Source organism: Chloroflexus sp. (genome assembly GCF_034431535.1).
Taxonomy (GTDB): domain Bacteria; phylum Chloroflexota; class Chloroflexia; order Chloroflexales; family Chloroflexaceae; genus Chloroflexus.
The window spans coordinates 1-17,467 of sequence record NZ_DAOUDC010000031.1 but is presented as its reverse complement, the minus strand read 5'-3'; the positions used below and the strand labels follow the sequence as shown (position 1 = coordinate 17,467).

Sequence of the window (17,467 nt, the reverse complement as noted above, 5' to 3'; positions counted from 1 at the left end):
CCTACATACAGCGATCACTGGAAGGCGAGAGCGTCAATGGCAGAACTGATACCGCTCAGCGAGGTGGGGGTGACAAATACCGCACCTGCCGCCACCAACCGGCCCCGCCGGCCCGAATGGCTGAAGGCGCGTGCGCCTGGTGGCGTAAACTACCACGATGTGCTGCGCCTCATGCGTGAGAAGAACTTGCATACGGTATGCGAAGAGGCGCGTTGTCCTAATATCGGTGAATGCTGGAACCATCGCACTGCCACCTTTTTGCTGCTTGGCGACATCTGCACGCGCGGTTGCCGTTACTGTGCGATTGGAAAAGGTAAACCCAAGCCGATTGATGAGGAAGAACCAGAGCGGGTTGCCGAATCGGTGGCCCATCTGAAGCTGAAGTTTGCCGTGCTCACGTCGGTCAACCGTGATGATGTGCCTGATGGTGGCGCGCATATCTTCGCCCGCACGATTGAGTTGATCCGGCAGAAGGTGCCCGACTGCAAGGTTGAGGTGCTCATTCCCGATTTCGACGGCAACTGGGATGCACTGGCTATCGTATTAGATGCTGAGCCGGACGTGCTCAATCACAATATCGAGACGGTGCCGCGGCTGTTCCGTCGTTTTCGCCCACGAGCCAAGTTCGAGCAGAGTGTTGAACTGTTGGCGCGTGCCCGTGCTGCTCGCCCGCATCTGGTCACGAAGAGTGGTATGATGGTCGGGGCCGGTGAGACCAACGAAGAGGTGTACGAGGTGATTGACCGACTGCGTGAGGTGGATGTCAATGTATTGACGATTGGTCAGTATCTGGCGCCCGATGCGAGCTATTGGCCGGTGCATCGCTACGTCACCCCTGCCGAGTTTGCCGAGTTCCGCGCCTATGCCCTATCGCGCGGTTTTCGTCACGTCGAAAGCGGCCCGCTGGTGCGCTCAAGCTACAATGCCCATCTGCATGTCGGCGCGGCCCAACATTAAGGCGAGAAATGGCCGGTGGGTGCTTGACGAGAGGTCTTGCATCTCGCATAGTGATTGTAGGGATGTGACATTATTGCATCCCTACATAGCCCATAGTTGTACGCTATGGTGCACTATGAACCATATGTACCGGTCGGTCATAGCTCAAACCTATCGTCACAATTTGCGCCTTTGCGTTAAGATGTCAGCGGCGCGGGACGGGTTCGCGTCGCCACTATCAGTAACGAAAGGATTGTTCCGTGAGTGAGCAAGTCTACGATTTGGTCGTGCTCGGTTCGGGCCCGGGTGGCTATGTAGCCGCGATTCGTGCTGCCCAACTCGACATGAAGACGGCGATTGTCGAGGTCAATGCGCTCGGTGGCGTGTGTCTGAATATCGGCTGCATCCCAACCAAAGCGTTGCTCCACAGCGCCGATCTGCTTGAAGAAGTGAAAGAGGCAAAACGCTTCGGGATTACCGTGGAAAACGTGGCCTTCGAGCTAGCCGGTGCGATGAAACACAAAGATACTGTCGTCAAGCAAAGCACCGACGGTGTCGCGTTTTTGATGAAGAAGAACAAGATCGAGGTAGTTGCCGGACGTGGCCGCTTGATCGGTCGTGGTCAAGTGCATGTGCAGTTGAATGAAGGTGGTGAGCGGGTACTTGCCGCCAAGTACATCATCGTCGCTACCGGTGGTCGCCCGCGGCCCTTCCCCGGTGTGCCGTTTGACGGCGAGCGTGTGCTCTCTTCGACCGATATGCTCAACCTGAAGTCGGTACCGGCGAGTTTCCTCGCAATTGGCGCCGGTGCGATTGGAGTTGAGTTTGCCTCAATGTTCCGCTCGTTTGGCAGTGAAGTGACGATTGTCGAGGCCTTGCCGCGTATCGTGCCCAACGAAGACGAAGAGGTCAGCGCCGAGTTAGCCAAGGCCTTCCAGCGCCGTGGGATTAAGACGTTAGCCGGGGCGAAGGTGGAAGGAGTCGATGTTGGAGGTGAAAAGGTAGTCGTGACGATGATCGATAGTGCCGGGAAACCGCAGCAGATCGCCGTCGAGAAGCTCCTTGTCTCGATTGGGATTGCTCCCAATACCGAGAATATCGGGCTAGAAGAGGTTGGCGTTAAGGTCAATAGCCGCGGCTTCATCGAGACCGACGGCTTTCTGCGCACCGGCGCCGAAGGGGTCTACGCAATCGGCGACTGCACTGCCAACACGCCATGGCTGGCGCACAAGGCCAGCGCCGAAGGCATTCTGGCCGTTGAGCACATGGCCGGCCATCACGTCACTCCGCTCGATTACGGTAAGATTGCCGCTTGCACCTACTGCAATCCCGAAATCGCCAGCGTCGGCCTGACTGAAGCAAAAGCCCGCGAACGCGGCTATCAGGTCAAAGTCGGCAAGTTCCCCTTCTCGGCAAACGGCAAGGCCCGCGTGCTCGGCCAGACCCGTTTCGGCTTCGTGAAGCTGGTCGCGGAAGCCCAATACGGTGAAATTTTGGGTGTTCACATGATCGGCCCGCGCGTCACCGAAATGATCGCCGAAGGCGGCATCGCTCTCAGCCACGAAGCCACTGGCGAGAGCATGATGCAAACCATTCACGCCCACCCGACGCTCTACGAAGCGATCGGTGAGGCAGCGCATGCCTTAGTGCATGGCGCGCCGATCCATTTGTAGAATGTGGCAGCACAGGGGTTACCGCAGTTGTGGAGAACGCAACAGACCAAACTCGTTTATCGGAATTGATTGGTGATAGGTGTTGTGCGGCTGTGCTGCATCCTCACACGTGCTCTGCGTCAGCACGCAGATTGCTCACAGCAAGGCAGTGGTGTTACCGGCAGTCGTGGAACGAAGGTGCCGGTGCGCTGCCACTGCCGTGTTCGATGCGCAATGGTGATGGCAGCCGAGCAAGAGGCCGAGTGCTCACCCGCTATCCGAATTGTGCCACTGCTGATGATGGCAGCACGAGGGTGCGCAGTTTCGTCGATGGATTGCAAGCAAGCGTTAAGCTCTCTCACCGCTAACGATGTCGGTGCCTAACATCGGATTGCAGTATCATAGTCGGTGGCAGTCTCACTGTCACCGGCTTCGTTCGTTTATACCGACCTAGAGTGACATCGTATGCGCCAACGTATTATGTTGTTTGCCGTCTTGCTCCTGCTTACCGGTTGTGGCCGTTCATTTATTCCCGAACCTAACCTGGCCCCTCCCGACACTCCGGTACAGGTGCAGTACCTATTACCACCCACCTTTGCCGACGATTATGAAGTGTTGCCGGAACCAACACCGTTTGCCGACGACCGTGGTTTTCTGGTCGCTATCCGTCCGCGCGGCGGCACAGCGACTATCACCATCGGCGGTGGCGCGCCGGCCCGCTCGGTGTGGGAACAGAACCAACCGGTTGAAGGGAGCGATCGGGTGAAACCGTATGTGCTCCGCGGTGTGCGTGGGGTGAAGGTGATCGACCCCGGCCTGGTGACCATGGCGTGGGTGGCCGATGGGGTGCCCTATTTCGTCTCGGTGACAACCATAGACGACAAGACGGTCGAGGTCTTCACCAATGCACTGGCCGTCTATGATCTGAACGCATGGTGGAGCCGGGTCGGGAAGTAGCAAGACAGGGAGTGGCAAACGTGCCACTCCCTACTCCTTCTCTGCTGCGGCTTGCATCAGTTCCCATAGTGCAGCCACATCGGTGTGCTCGGTTGGCTCGGCACCAATGCTGATGCGCACCATCCAGCGTCCATCGAGGATCGCAGGGGTCAGGTATGCCGCGCCGCTGGCATTAATCGCACCGACCCAGCGCAGGGTATGGCGGTCGAGATCTTCGCCACTCAGGCCCGGCGGTTCATGGCGGACGCAGACCGTCTGTAACGGTACCGGCGCTAATCGGCGCCATTCGGGCGCTGCATCAACCTGCGCGGCTAGCCAGTGAGCATTCGCAATGTCGCGACGAAGCCGAGCGCGCAACCCCTCGGCCCCTTCGCAGCGTAGCAGGAAGTAGAGCTTGAGCGCGCGGAAGCGCCGGCCCAACGGGATGCCCCAGTCGCGATAGTTGGTGACAGCGCCGTCGGCGCTGGTTTGCAGATAACTGGGGTTGGTTGACATCACTCTGATAAGATGCTGCGGATCGCGCACGTAGTAGAGTGAGCAATCGAAAGCGGCTCCCAGCCATTTGTGCGGATTGAGGACGAGGCTATCGGCCTGCTCGATCCCCTGCCAGAGATAGCGACATTCGGGTAAGATCATCGCCGAGCCGGCCATTGCTGCATCAACGTGGAGCCAAATCCCCTCACGCCGGCACACTTCGCCAATCGGTTCGAGCGGATCGCAGGCGGTGGTAGCAGTGGCCCCGATACTGGCTACGACCGCGCACGGCACCCGACCGGCGGCGCGGTCGGCGGCGATAGCATCGGCGAGGGCGTCCACGCGCAGAGCGAAGGTATCGTCAACCGGCAGCAGGCGGAGGTTATCGCGGCCAAAACCGGCCAAGAGCGCTGCTTTCTCAACCGAGCTATGGCTTTGGGTTGAGGTATAGACAACGAGCGGAGAGGAGAGGGATTGCAATCCACCACGCACTTGGGCATGGTCAGAGGAACGCTCGCGGGCACAGAGCAACGCCACCAGCGTACTGGTACTCGCCGTATCCTGGATCACCCCGCGCCACACTTCGCTCAACCCCAACAACTGCCGCATCCAATCGGTCGTCAGCTCTTCCAACTCAGTGAGAGGCGGGCTGGCCTGCCAATTCAAACCCAACTGGCCCAACCCGCCGCTCAGCATATCTCCCAACAGTGAGGCCAAGCTTGCATTGGCCGGGAAGTAGCCGAAAAAGCGCGGATGCTGCCAATTCGAGAGGCGCGGCATCATAATCTGCTCAACATCGGCCAGAATCGCCTCCGGCGGTTCAGGGTGTTCGGGAGGAGTGGCCGGCAACTGGCTGCGCACCTCGCCGGGACGGGCCTGTGACCAGACCGGACGGCTGGCGATGGTAGCGCGGTAATCGGCGATCAGGTCGATAATCTGGTAGCCAATACGGCGAAATTCGTCAGGATGCATCATCGTCTGCTCACAAGAACGTACACAAAAGCGAATACGATTCCATTCCCAATAATGACCGGCCGGTTGCCGGAGTGCTTTGCCTTGTACCCGATGCGTGATCACAGGTGTGATCACAGGTGTCAGGTGTAGAACGCAAAGGCGCAGTGACGCAAAGCATCATTCACCTTTTTGCGTCACCAGCAGACGTTCTGGGCGGAGCATAACCAAGTCTTGATCGAGACCGTGGCGGAGCACGTCGATGCGGTCACAGACCGCGACCAGATGAGCTGCAGGAACATAGCTCAGATGGAACGGAAACAGACTCGTGGCATCGAGGAGGCTTCTCAGCGCCACCGAACCATGAGGATGCGCGTGCAAGAAGGCCTCCGCTAACCATGCGATGACCTCCACCTGATCGATGGTGCGCGTCAGCCCGGCGGTATAGATACCTTTTGCCGCCGATAGTTCCTTCAGAACTTCCCAATCGACAAAGCTGCGGAGGACTCGTTGGACTGCTCTGGATACGGTATCGCGTTCCCCGTAGTGTTCGCGCACACGGCGCTGCACTTGGCCGGCAGTGACCGATCCCTGGAGCCTGAGTAGTCGCCCGACCTGTGCTGCGACGTTGCCCCAGAACGGGTACGCTGCCATTGCCATTCCCCAGTGGATTGCGATATGTTCCTCGCGCGGAAGCTGGGCGAGAAGGTTGAGACCTTCTCGCTGAAGGGGAAGCAGCTCGTGAGGTGGTCGCACCCAAATCTTCATCAGGATGGTGATGACCTTCTCGCGATTACTGCGTTTAGCGTTCCCGCCGATAGATAGTTTGTCTTTGAGCAGCTCTTGGAGGTCATGGTAAATGGCGGCATCATCATTTCCGGCAAGCACGAGGTTTGCCGTGCGCTCTAGCCATTCCAGACGAACCCGCTGACTGAAACCGATCTGGTTCAGACGACGGTTCATTCATTCCTCCTCTCAATCTGGACAAACGGAACAATCAGTTCCTCGATACTTATGCCGCCATGACAGACGATGATGTCGTCTTTCGGTACAAACGCAGCTCGATTCGGCGCAATCAGTGCGAAGTAGTCGGTTGGCAGGCCCGCCGTGTCCCACGCTAACGATCCAGGGAATGTTGCTGCGATATGTTGCCTGATCTGTGCATTGGCATAGACCCGGACACGCTCGCCACGCACTTCTGCCAATACCCCTTCACTAGGCCGCCCCACACCGCTTGCCTCAATGTTACCATGGTCTGAGGCAAGGTAGATGTGGAACCCTGCGTCATGCAGTCGGGCAATGAGATCGCGCATGAATCCCTGTCTGGCCCATTCCCGGATCTGGTTGTGCATGCCCGCCGATCCGAGCTGCATACCGTGCAAGATTTTGTCAACCGTGTCGATGACCAATCCAACGACGCGCAGCTTGGGCTGAGCGATGATTTCGTCAATCTTCTGCACATCACCGTGCCCGTTGCCCAACCCCTTGAGATACGCCACTTCCGCTTGAGAAAGCTTTTGATCTTCCCAAAATGTTGTCCAAAGCTCCGGTTCCTTACGAGTGGTATGGATGCTCTCCGAGAAGAAGAACGGCAATTTGCCGGCAAAAGCTGCCTGCCGTGACACCGAGGTGATGGTCGGAATCCACGCGAACACCGCACGCTCACGGAAGAGGAATGTTGGCTCTTGTTCGCGGAGCACCTCTCGCAAGACGATCCATTGGTCGAGGGCGAGACCGTCGACGAGAAGAAACGCAAGTTTTGTTTTTGGCTGTAGTGAGTGGGCGAAGTATCGTGGCAAATGGTGGAGTATCACCGGATCGGTAGCCGGTAGACTGGAGAGACTTGCGTAATGCAGTGTCACCCATGCGCGGAATCGGGTATCTACCTCATGGGTACATTGTTGGATCTGAGTATCAATGTTGTTTGGTAGCCCATGTTCAGCAATCAATACGTTCAGTTGGGCCCACTGTTGAGCAAAATGGATCCACTCTCGATAACTTGATTGCTCGCCGGGAAGCGATGTTTGGCAGGAATCCAGCAAGCCCTTGATCCGGCGGAGACGGTCTTCCGCCGGGGAGTTTTTGATCCCGTATATCACCCACGTGTTCGCGAGGACGCGCGCTTGACGGTGCGCAACCGGCTGAAGCATGCCTTCAAGAAAAAGGTTGTCGATATAAATCCGTACATCCGGATGATCGAACGGGAGGTGGAGCGCAGGGAGTTCGTAGGATGGTGCTCGCTCGCGCACGTGAACCTGCTCACCACACTGCTCGGCTGCGAAATGGTCGAGGAACACCGGCCAGCGCTCTTGCAAGAAGGCAAAGAACGCTTGCGCGTCTGGAATGATCGTTTCGAGCGGCCAATCAGCAAACAGGCTGTTTTGACGAAGCTCCTGAAGCAGGTGCTCATCGAGGATGGCCGGAATGCGATGTCGGCGGTAATGGCGACGGAGCAAGACGTGGAGTAAGTCTGATGGCTGCTTGATGAGTTCTGGCACGATCTCGAACACATGACGAAGGACGAACTGCTTTGTCGCCTTGTCGCCGAGCTGTTCCGGTGCGTACTTCGCTTGTGCCTCGAATAAGGTGTCGAAGGAACTCCGATCGAGTGCGGCAACCACAGGATAGCTGAGCTTCGGGAAGAGATCGCCGAGGTTGAACGAAAGCTTGCGGCCCGCCTGAAGCAGATCGTAGGGCAAGGCGTTGAGATCGTTTGATGGCGATCTCAGTACGACGACGAGATCGGTCTCTTCACCCCGATCCCAGCGTGAGCGGAACGTGGATTCGTAGCGATAACGAAAGTCGATGTGATCCTCAAACGGGATCAGCTCAAAGCCCTGGGATCGGATGCCGTCGAGGATACCTTCTTCAAGCAGCAATCCGTCTGGATCTGCGACGAGAGTCAGTCGGGCGACCTTTGGCATGAATTCGCGCAGGATCAGACTGCGCCAGGATGATGCGGCGTGTGAAGGGTACGGTGCATGGTGCGTCATAGACTAACTCCATCGGTTACAGTGGAGGGATGCGTGAGCATAAAAATACCCGCAGAGAGGCGCAGCCGTGCGTCCATACGGGTGTATATCGCAAACCTTGTTCATCGCTTATCGCACCACACATTGCGTCTGTTACTCCCTCCCCTTTTCTGGTTCCACCCGGACTATCAGTACAGGTGCCATGTCCGGCAAGCTGTGCGATCTCCGTTCGAGCTGTTCCCTAAATTGTTCTTCCTCCTGTTGTAAGCGACTCAGGCGGTGGCGACGAACTTGGGGCAATCCGATCCGTTCAATAACTCGGCGTCGCGCAGCAAAAGCTTCCTCGCCCTTCGCGCGCTCGCGTGCAAGATACTCCCGCTGAGCCTGCACCAGCTCATGGTACATCGTTTTCCCCTGTCGTTCTGCCGCCTCCCAGAGGCGCTCGTAGGCGTGCTGCGAGGTCGTGATGTCGAGATGCCGCAGAACGGTGGGGTTTGTTACCACAAGTTGATCCCAAATGTGTCGGGCAGTTGGCGTGAACGTCCGACCGTTGTCGGCTAGAAACAAGGGCATAATCCGGCTACGGTTCCAATCGGCGGTCGAGATTGAGATACGCCAGAGTGACCAGAATCCTATGATCTCGGCGGCAAGGTTGGGAAGCGTGATGACCGGAATCGGTTGCCCCGGCACAAAGGGAGGGAGACGCATTGCCAGTCCGAACACGCGGGGATCTTCAAGCCCCAAGTGCGGAACGCGGAGGGCGGTGTGTGTAAAGCAAACAGTCTCCTCATGGCCATCCGGCCAAATGAGATGCCAGATCGTATGGGAGCCCTCTTTGCCAATCGGTTCCGCGCCCGGTTTCTTGCCGTTGGCACTTCGCCCTTCGTCACGTACACTCCGCAGGTATGCGGTTGTCATCGTTTCAACCCAGTATTGGATCGGATGCGCAAGCAGTCGTTCGGCCTCACGTGGGTCTAGGTCCTCGGTCGCGCCCAGCAAGGCAGTGCTCTGTCGGAGCGCCTGAGCCTGCATTCGAAAATGTTTCAGGACTTCGTCCACTTTCTGTTCCACCACGGCAGGATTGAGAATGGCTTCCACATACACATCATCGAAGATTTGGCCCGCCTGGGCGGAGTCGAGCACGTCACCGGTTTTGTCGATACCGAACTCTGCCAAGATGACCGCCAGCTTCTGCTCGAGGACCTCGCGGACACGGTGTTCGACCGAGTCCTCGAACACAAAGTTGATGGCGCGCACCGGATGCGTTTGACCGATGCGGTCGACGCGGCCAATACGTTGCTCGAGGCGCATTGGGTTCCAAGGGATGTCGTAGTTGATGACCACATGGCAGAACTGGAGGTTCAGCCCCTCACCGCCGGCGTCTGTCGAAATGAGAATTCGCGCATTGTTGGCAAATGCATCTTGGATCCGCTTACGCTCCGCTATGTTCATAGCGCCGTTGAGGCATACCACGTTGAAGCCACGTTCGGTTAGAAATTCATAGAGCATCTCTTGGGTAGGCACGAACTCGGTGAATACCAGCACCTTCAGATTTGGGTCGCCTTCCTCGGCTTGAAGACGGTAAATCCAGTCTAGTAGTGCTTCGGCTTTGGCGTCTGGACCTTGGGCTTCACATCGTCTTGCCAGTTCCAACAGCAGCTTCACCTCGGTCTGTTCGTCACGTATTCCCCGTATGCGTATCTGCAACAGGAGTTGGAGCTGTTCTTCGTCGTCGAGATCGTAAAAGTCGTCGGCGTCAAGATGTGTATCGAGCAACTCCCCTTGACTCAGCCTTGAGCCGGCAGTACTCAGCACTTCAAAACGGCGCTCGAGCGTTGTCTTGATCGCGCGCGTGCTTGAGACCACCAAGCGTTGCATCAGGATCATCAGAAAGCCGATGTAGCTGCGTTTCTCGCGGATAGCTTGGTTATAGCCTTTGCGCACATATTCGGTGACCGCTTCGTAGAGTAGCCGTTGATCTCGATGACGATCCGCCCAAGCGACCGGCGCTAATTCCGTGCGTCGAGGTTTAAATAGTGGTCTACCCTTGGCGTCAATTGCATGGCGCTTCTCGGTGCGGATGACATAGGGCTGTACCCGCTCCTTCGTCACGCTGTTCACATCGGGGAAGGCTTGGCTATCGAGCAAGGCGATCAGTCGGTAGAAGGCGTCAGTCTTGCCTTGGTGCGGCGTGGCGGAGAGCAGAAGCAGGTAGGGTGCAGCATCGGCCAGCCCTTGACCGAGCCTGTAGCGGGCCACCTGATCGGTGCTTCCTCCTAAGCGATGTGCCTCGTCTACGATAATCAAGTCCCAACCGGCAGAAACGAGGTCCTCGAAACGTTCCCACGCTGTGCCGTCGTCATTCGATGGAGGCTTAACGGAGTCCATGGATACGACGACCTGATCAAATACTGTAAAGGGGTTTGCATGGGCGGTGAGCATGGGCGAGGGAGGCGCGATGAGGGAAGATGGTTCCAAGGATGTCGTCCTCATTCCGCAATCCTCTGTCTTGGCGACTGCCGCAATTCGTTTTAAGCTCTTATAATCCTCAGACAGGATCGCATGGAACTGTTCATTGAAGTGCATTGCCATCTCGGCAACCCATTGGCTCACGAGACCCTTTGGGGCGATGATCAGCGTTCGCCTCACCAAGCCGCGGAGCTTGAGTTCTTTCATAATGAGACCGGCCTCGATAGTCTTGCCGAGACCCACTTCGTCGGCCAGCAGATAGCGCACGCGGTCGGTGGAAATGGCTCGCGAAAGTGCGCGCAGTTGGTGCGGCAACGGGATGACAGACGATTCAACAGGCGCAAGTAAGACATCTTGAGCCAGCGCATCGGCGATCCGTGCTGCGGCGACGCGATAGGTAAGGTGGTGGGAATTGAGCGCCAAGGTCTGAATTGATGACAATGCAGTTGGCTCAACCTGCACCACCTGGTTGCTGAGCGGGAGCCAAACTCGGTAGAGGACTGTCCCCCACAAACACGCCCGCTCAACGACTTTGCCGAACGTGTTGTGCAGGACAACGATAACCCAGTCTCCTTCCGCGAACATTGGCTCGTTGTGGCTGTGGGCTAATCCTGCATGATCCATCGGTTGATGTTATACCAATTTACGATTGAAGATGCTGCAATCTTATCATTCTGCGTGCGATACCGCAATTGTGTCATTCCGCGCAATACCACCTTTTTGTCATTCCGAGCGGAGCGAGGAATCTGAACGGGTTGGGTAAGACCCCTCGCTTCGCTCGGGGTGACACGACCGGATGGTCACGGGTACGTGGTGTTCCTATTGCCATTGCCGGTACGGAACCCTACCCTGCTCCGTGAGGGCCGGGGCATGGTTTTGTTACTGATCATCTTTTTTTGGTTTACGGGCTGATACAATGTATTCAAAAAGCTCCTTCTTCGAGTTACGCTTTCGCACGGTTTCGATGGAGACCTGTTCGTACCCTGACTCACGCATCATATCGGCCAATACTCGTTCGACCGGAACAACTACGTCGTAGAACTTCGCATTACCGATGATGTAGTACAGATGCCCGCCGGGTTGAACCCAACGCTTCACCGCCTTTACGTGCATCCACATATCCTCGAAGTATTTTGCAACGTACTGGGCCATTAAGAAGCTGTGCTTGTTTTCTGCGGAACGAATCCGTTTGATGATTTCATGAAGGTCTCTCGTGAGAAAGGTATCGCTCGCTAATCGCCATTCGGCAAGCCGACTCGTAGCGACACCCCACGTTCCGCCAATCGTCTGCCAATCGAGTTCCCCCGCTTCTCTTGCTTCGGTGATGTAGCCAAGCCAATACATATATGGGCGTAGTTCACGGATATACGACATCCGATTAACGTATGGTGGAGAAGTAATGACGAGATCGAAACGTTCTTCGTCGGCGAGACATGCCAACATGCGTGAATCACCTACAATGACCTTTCCCGTTCCTCTTGGATTGCTCATCGCGGATCGGCTTACAAGATGCGCTACTTCTGACAAGATAGTGATGTACTGATCTTCTCTTGCAAAAAGGTGACCTTGACTGAACGACTCGTCGTTGAACGACAGAGATTGATGATTAAATGCGACACGAGAGATCATGATAAGAACCCGACAGAATGTGATGTACAAGAGATCGCGTAGTTCTTGCGCTTCATGGATCTTGGTGTCAAGTTCATACTTCAGTCGACAGAGAAAGTCGAGTGCTGGAGGATGCCACCATCGCTCAACGTTGTGGATTGGTGGCGGTGTTACCTTTGGCCCCTCTGCTCGTACTGCCGGTATGATACGGTGAACCGTTTGTTCGAATGTGGCAATATCGGAAGGAGTGTATCGACGGATCTTGGCATTTCCAAGCCAAACGAGAAAGGGGTTGATGTCGATACCAACACCGTACTTTCCCTGTTCTGCTGCACAAAGTGTTGTGGTTCCGGTCCCTGCGAATGGATCGAGAATGCGGAATGTTCCTCTTTCTCGGTTAAGGATATCGGTCACGAGTGTCACAGAGTAGGCAGGTGTTAAACGAATCCATCCATGTCGACCGTTTTTGAGGTTTTCTCGAAATGTGAACTCTGGCCGCTGCTGAATGGTGTTGTCACGCACGGGTGTCTCCATTGTCAGGGGTTAGGAGGTGTTCTAATACTTTTACTACTTCTAGACGAATGGTCTCACTATGTTGTTCAAAAAATTCGGCTAAATCGTAACCGATGACATCTTTCATAAATGCATAGATAGATCGCAGAGGATTGTCATTCGCTCCAAAATGACCTGTTAGCAAGCTCCACTTTTCGTTTCGATATCGTAATCGAACATCTTCGTCGATTTGTGAGGATAGTACAACGAGGCAAGGAAGATAGCCCTTGGTGTATGCGATAGCAGCGTTGGTGATATCGGCGTTTTGGCGCTTGGAATCTTTGCTTTTGTATCCCTGTCGAACCTCGAAGACTATGCCTTGTAACATAGAACGTATCGATGGTGCTATACTAAGGTCATCTGTAACGTCGGACATCCATTTGGTAATACGAGACTTAACAGTATCATCTTTGATGCTCGCTAGTGGAATGCGGGCATCGAGCGAAAGAATTCGTTGTTTTCCACCCAGAACATCTATCGCATAAGACCATTGTACGTCAGTATCAGAGAGTGATAATGTGTCTTTAAGAATCTCGCGAAAGAGTCGTTCGACTCCGATGCCAATTTGCCGATAGATGCTCGTAATACCGCCAGCAGCTCTATGGGCTGCGTATAGGAGCGGATGGTCGAGGCCAAACCAAGCATAGAATGAATCAGAACCATACAGGTGGCGAAACTCGGGCAACGTTAATCCGTTTTTCTCACCCAGTCCAAATTTGGGTTGATACTGCAAACAGGTTTGAATCGGTTGAAGCAAGATTGCGAGATACTTGTCATTCATCGATACTATTCCCAAATTCTTGAATGAATGCGTCCTTCGCGCCTTGGCGAACTCTGCATCTTTGTGTTACCCGTTCCCGTGCGTGTGCGCTTTGTATCCGGTGTTATACCAATTTACGATTGAAGTACCACCTTCGTGTCATTCCGCGCGCAATACCACCTTTTTGTCATTCCGAGCGCAGCGAGGAATCTGAACGGGTTGGGTAAGATCCCTCGCTTCGCGCGGGGTGACCAGACCGGATGGCCACGGGTCATTGGTATGACCCTATGGCCCGCACTTACTCCAACACAATCCGCACCTTCCCTTGCTCGTATCCTTTGATGCGTTCGGCGAGGTATTCCTCAAAGCGTTTTTTCAGCTCTGCGGGGGTTGTCGGTGAGCCACCTTTGAGCAGCGCTGCGCGCAGGTCGTCGGTCTTCACCACAACTTTGGTCAGCCCAGAGAGGACCTCTTTCAACGCCTGGATGAAATCTTGGCTGAGCTCGTCGGGAAGCATTCGTTCCCTGAGAAAGGTCTCTACTTGTTGCCGCACCTCAGGTGTGAGTAGGTCGAAGTTGCTGCGGGTGGTTGGGTCCTCCAAGTTGGCGAGTAGCGTGCTCGTCCAGTCCTCGAGGAGGGTGTCGAGTGCGGTGTCCAATTGGTCGAGGAGCGTCGCCGCCGGCGCAACCATCATCTCGGTGTTCGGTCGGAAGTCGCAATGTGGGCAGATTGCCTGAGCGACGAGGTCGTGCTCGGTCAGGGCAAAGCAGCTCTTGAGGTTGGCCAAACGGTTCTGGATATCGGCCAGGTGCTGGCGCGGCATCAGGTCAATGGTGGTCAGACGCGCAAGGGTTTTGAGCCGTTTGTCGTTGATCAGCGCCTGCTTGCGCTTGTCTTCGTTCACGCCCAGTCGAGCGCGGGTGTGCATCGCGAGATAGTCGCTGATGTATGCCGTTTGCAACTCCGTTAGTTTCTGGCGGATGTGGGTGTGGGTACGCAGTTCCCGGGGCGCCATGCGTCTGGTTTCCAGCCACTCGCGCACCTCGGATTGCGTATGACGCATGCGCTGCACCCACGGGTGGTCGGTGGGCAGGACTGCCGCGGCGGTGGTGAGATAGGATGCCAACGGGCCGAGTTCGTTCACGATCGCTTGCAAGGACTGAAACGCTGCAAGAGCCTGGAGTCCGTTTTCGTGATGTTTCACCTCTTCGGCGGTGTACCGAACGTTCTTGAGCTTACCGGGCGACGTATAGACTTGCAGACTCTCGAGGAAGGTTTTTGTTTTGTCCATCTGGTCGCGCAGTCGCGCTGCTTCACTCTCGGTGAGCAGCTCCTTCCCCCAAAACGGCAGGCCGCTGTGTAGGCTTTTCTTGGCGATGACCAACTGCTCTACCGTTTGCGCGATGGCCGTCTGAAGCTCTTGCACCGGCTCTTCTTTCCCTTGGGTAACGAGCTGCGCCAAGCCCGGCGTGAGTCCGAGCAGCTCGAAGAGGGCTTTCAGCGCGGGAAGATTCCAGTCCTTCGGCGCTTCGATGTGCTTGAAGTCGACCAATTCGTTGATGCTCGTCGCGGCGAGGTACGCTAAGCCGGTGGCGTCGAACTTCTTGCCGGGAATCGAGAGCACGATGTCACCGGAATAGACCAGTCCGGCGACGACCACGACCAGCCATTCCGGTTCGAGACGGTAGCCTTTCTTCGCCGCGAAGTACTCGACACCGTAGGTTTCTTCGATCAACTCCGACCGGTTGACGACCTGGCCGTGCCCCTTCTTTTTGAGGATACTCAGGATGTGCTTGGCATACCGTGAACGGATTGGATCGATCCGCTCGCCATCAAGCAGTTCGAGCGCGTCGAGGACCGCGGTCGCCTGCTTGGTGCGATTCTGCCCGGCAATGGCGCGGAGGGCGTCTTGCGCTGCCTGCGCCCGGTTTTGGCTCGTGATGAGGATCGAGAAGGAAGGATACTCGGGCGCTTGCTCGGCAAAGTGACCGGCCAGCAGGCTGCCGGCGAGTTTGTTCACCAGATCGCGCACGTTTTTCTGCTCGGAGGACATGCTCCCATCCTGCTCGCGGACGGTCTTCTCCTTGAGCCATTCGGTCAGGACCCGGCTGCGCCCCTGATAGGTTACCTCAACGGCATCGGTGATGCGCTTTTGGAGCCAGCCTACGAGGTCCCGCAGGAATCCGTCGGCCTTGGAGGTGTAGGTGGCCTTCGCATGACCGCTCGCGGTGGACGCGAGATCCAGCGCTGCGGCATAGAAACGCAGTTTCTGATCGAATTCGGTATCTCGATGCTTGAGCCGGAAGAAGACCTCGTCGGCCTTCTTCTCATCCTTAAAGGGCGGTGGCTCGAACGGCTGAATGAAGTAGAGGTAAAAATCACGGGGCGGTACCGCGGTCGAGCGCTCGTTGGGTGCGCCAAAGAAGAGGTATCCCTGTCTGGCCGCTCGGCGTTTCGGCCATTCGAGCTCGTGCTGCCAAATCTTATACCCGGTGACATACGTCTGATCGGTACACTCCATGACCCGTTTCAAGGCTTCGTAGTAGTAACGGTCGAGCTGAGCGGCATCGAGGCTCTCGGCGCGCCGCTCGATGAGCGCATCGAAGTCGTCGGTCTTCTTGAGATCAAGGTAGAACTGCCCGTTGTCCGGGTTGGCGGAGATGAACTGACCGCTTACCGTTTTGTGGATCTCGCGCAACACGGTTTCTACTTGGGAAAGAAGGTCGTCGGTCGGGTCTCCCCCCAAATCCTCGATGCCGGGCTGGTACAGACAGAGGGTATCGCGCAGCTCTTTGGCGGTTGCACCGAGCGGCGCGTAGATGTCCCCGGTCGTCAGGCGGTGGACCGACAGCGCGTGGATGATGCGCAGTGCCATGGGTTTGTACGCCGGGCGGGTGAAGGCCTGCTCGATCCGCGCTTCCAACACCTGACTGCAATCGATCACCGCTTTGATTTCCGGGATGGCACGGAACGAAGGGTTCTGGCGCAGGTTGTTCCAGTAGCTGTCGTAGGCAATGAGACCGGGCCAATCCGCAGGTATCTCTTCATCGAGCAATTTCTTCATCGCCAGCGATAGCGTCTTGAGGACCTCGCGCTTCTCCACCACGGTCACTCGCTCGAAGGTGTCGATGTAGTCGGGATGCACCGGAAACAGGCGGACGAACTCGTCCATCCGTTCATTCATGGAGCCGTAGAACTTGGCAAACCGGGTCAGGTACGCACGGATCTTGGCCTGCTGCTCGCCGGTCTTTTTCAGCAGACGTTCGGCAACCACGAACTTCACATCCTTGCGGGCAATGAGCACCTGTTCAAAGCGATCCTTCACCCGGCGAAGGCTGTCGGCGACAAAGGCGAACCGGGGGCTGTCGAAGATCGCCTCCTGAACCCCCGCGATGAAGCGGAAGCGGAGGTCTTTACAGACTTCACCTATCTCGCGGAGGAAGTTGAGGTCGAGGATGAGTTCTTGGTCTTTGCGGCTGCGCAGGTAGTCGAGCAGTTCATCAACGACCACGAGCAGGCCATGGTTCGGATACGTCTGGTGGAACGCGGCCATCATCGCCTCGAAGGCCCGCTTGTTGTTCGCGACCTGATCGGCAGCCGGGAAGGTGTACGCGACGCCCATGGCAGCCAGATGCTCCTCTAGCTCGCCGACGAGGATGTCGCGCAGGGCCATGGTGGTGGCCCCGATCTCGGTGCGAACCACCTTGAACCGTCCGGCGATCCGTTCTGACGCTTGCCGTACCTCCGCGTTGGTCAACGCCGAACAGAGGTCTGCATGCTCGGCGATGCTCGAGATGACCGACATCAGGTGTGATTTGCCGGTGCCGTAGTTCCCTACGACCAGCAGCCCTTTGTTGTCGAGTGGTTGGTCGAACTGAAGGTTGGGCAACACCACCCCTATCAGTCGCTCGGCCATCTCCTCAGAGATGACATACCTTTGCACCAATCGCCGCGCCGCATCGGTGTGATCGGCATCGCGGAGCTGAACCACACTCTCAATTGGTTCAAACTGAATCACATCACCATATCTCAATCTCATACTATGCTCCAGAACGGGTGCATGCTTGATCGTACCACATCAAGAGCTTTGGATCTTCTTGTAGCACACTCTCCGGGATTTTCCGCGCCACGGCGAT

Annotated in this window: 10 protein-coding genes; 3 read left to right on the top strand and 7 right to left on the bottom strand. The window is 56.4% G+C overall.

Features of this window, described 5'->3' with window-relative positions:
• Positions 1-36 precede the first annotated feature (36 nt).
• The 3 genes from lipA to U9R61_RS08400 all read left to right on the top strand — a co-directional run bounded on the left by lipA (position 37) and on the right by U9R61_RS08400 (position 3,545).
• The gene (lipA, locus tag U9R61_RS08410) at positions 37-957 is read left to right on the top strand and encodes a lipoyl synthase (protein ID WP_322488370.1); all 921 of its coding nucleotides are present in this window, start codon (positions 37-39) and stop codon (positions 955-957) included.
• 239 nt (positions 958-1,196) lie between these two features.
• Positions 1,197-2,609: a dihydrolipoyl dehydrogenase gene (lpdA, locus tag U9R61_RS08405; RefSeq protein WP_322488369.1), complete on the top strand. Its 1,413-nt coding sequence runs from the start codon at positions 1,197-1,199 to the stop codon at positions 2,607-2,609.
• A gap of 444 nt (positions 2,610-3,053) precedes the next feature.
• Positions 3,054-3,545: a hypothetical protein gene (locus tag U9R61_RS08400; protein WP_322488368.1), complete on the top strand. Its 492-nt coding sequence runs from the start codon at positions 3,054-3,056 to the stop codon at positions 3,543-3,545.
• 30 nt (positions 3,546-3,575) lie between these two features.
• Here U9R61_RS08400 and U9R61_RS08395 read toward each other — a convergent pair whose 3' ends face one another.
• The 7 genes from U9R61_RS08395 to U9R61_RS08365 all read right to left on the bottom strand — a co-directional run bounded on the left by U9R61_RS08395 (position 3,576) and on the right by U9R61_RS08365 (position 17,364).
• Positions 3,576-4,991, bottom strand: coding sequence for a pyridoxal phosphate-dependent decarboxylase family protein (locus tag U9R61_RS08395; RefSeq protein ID WP_416208834.1), 1,416 nt, complete (start codon positions 4,989-4,991; stop codon positions 3,576-3,578).
• Between the two features lie 159 nt (positions 4,992-5,150).
• Positions 5,151-5,933, bottom strand: a complete 783-nt coding sequence (locus U9R61_RS08390) for a hypothetical protein (RefSeq protein ID WP_322488366.1) — start codon at positions 5,931-5,933, stop codon at positions 5,151-5,153.
• The gene (pglZ, locus tag U9R61_RS08385) at positions 5,930-7,963 is read right to left on the bottom strand and encodes a BREX-3 system phosphatase PglZ (RefSeq protein WP_322488365.1); all 2,034 of its coding nucleotides are present in this window, start codon (positions 7,961-7,963) and stop codon (positions 5,930-5,932) included. The genes U9R61_RS08390 and pglZ overlap by 4 nt, the downstream gene beginning before the upstream one ends.
• A gap of 132 nt (positions 7,964-8,095) precedes the next feature.
• Positions 8,096-10,996, bottom strand: a complete 2,901-nt coding sequence (locus U9R61_RS08380) for a DEAD/DEAH box helicase (protein ID WP_322488364.1) — start codon at positions 10,994-10,996, stop codon at positions 8,096-8,098.
• Positions 10,997-11,290: 294 nt separating this feature from the next.
• A complete protein-coding gene (locus U9R61_RS08375) occupies positions 11,291-12,541 on the bottom strand; it encodes an SAM-dependent methyltransferase (RefSeq protein ID WP_322488363.1) in 1,251 nt (416 codons plus the stop codon).
• Entirely contained in the window at positions 12,534-13,352 is an 819-nt protein-coding gene (locus U9R61_RS08370; RefSeq protein ID WP_322488362.1) for a hypothetical protein, read from the bottom strand. The genes U9R61_RS08375 and U9R61_RS08370 overlap by 8 nt, the downstream gene beginning before the upstream one ends.
• Positions 13,353-13,629: 277 nt before the next feature.
• Positions 13,630-17,364 (bottom strand): DUF6079 family protein, encoded by a 3,735-nt coding sequence (locus U9R61_RS08365; protein WP_416208833.1) that lies wholly within the window; start codon positions 17,362-17,364, stop codon positions 13,630-13,632.
• Positions 17,365-17,467 lie beyond the last annotated feature (103 nt).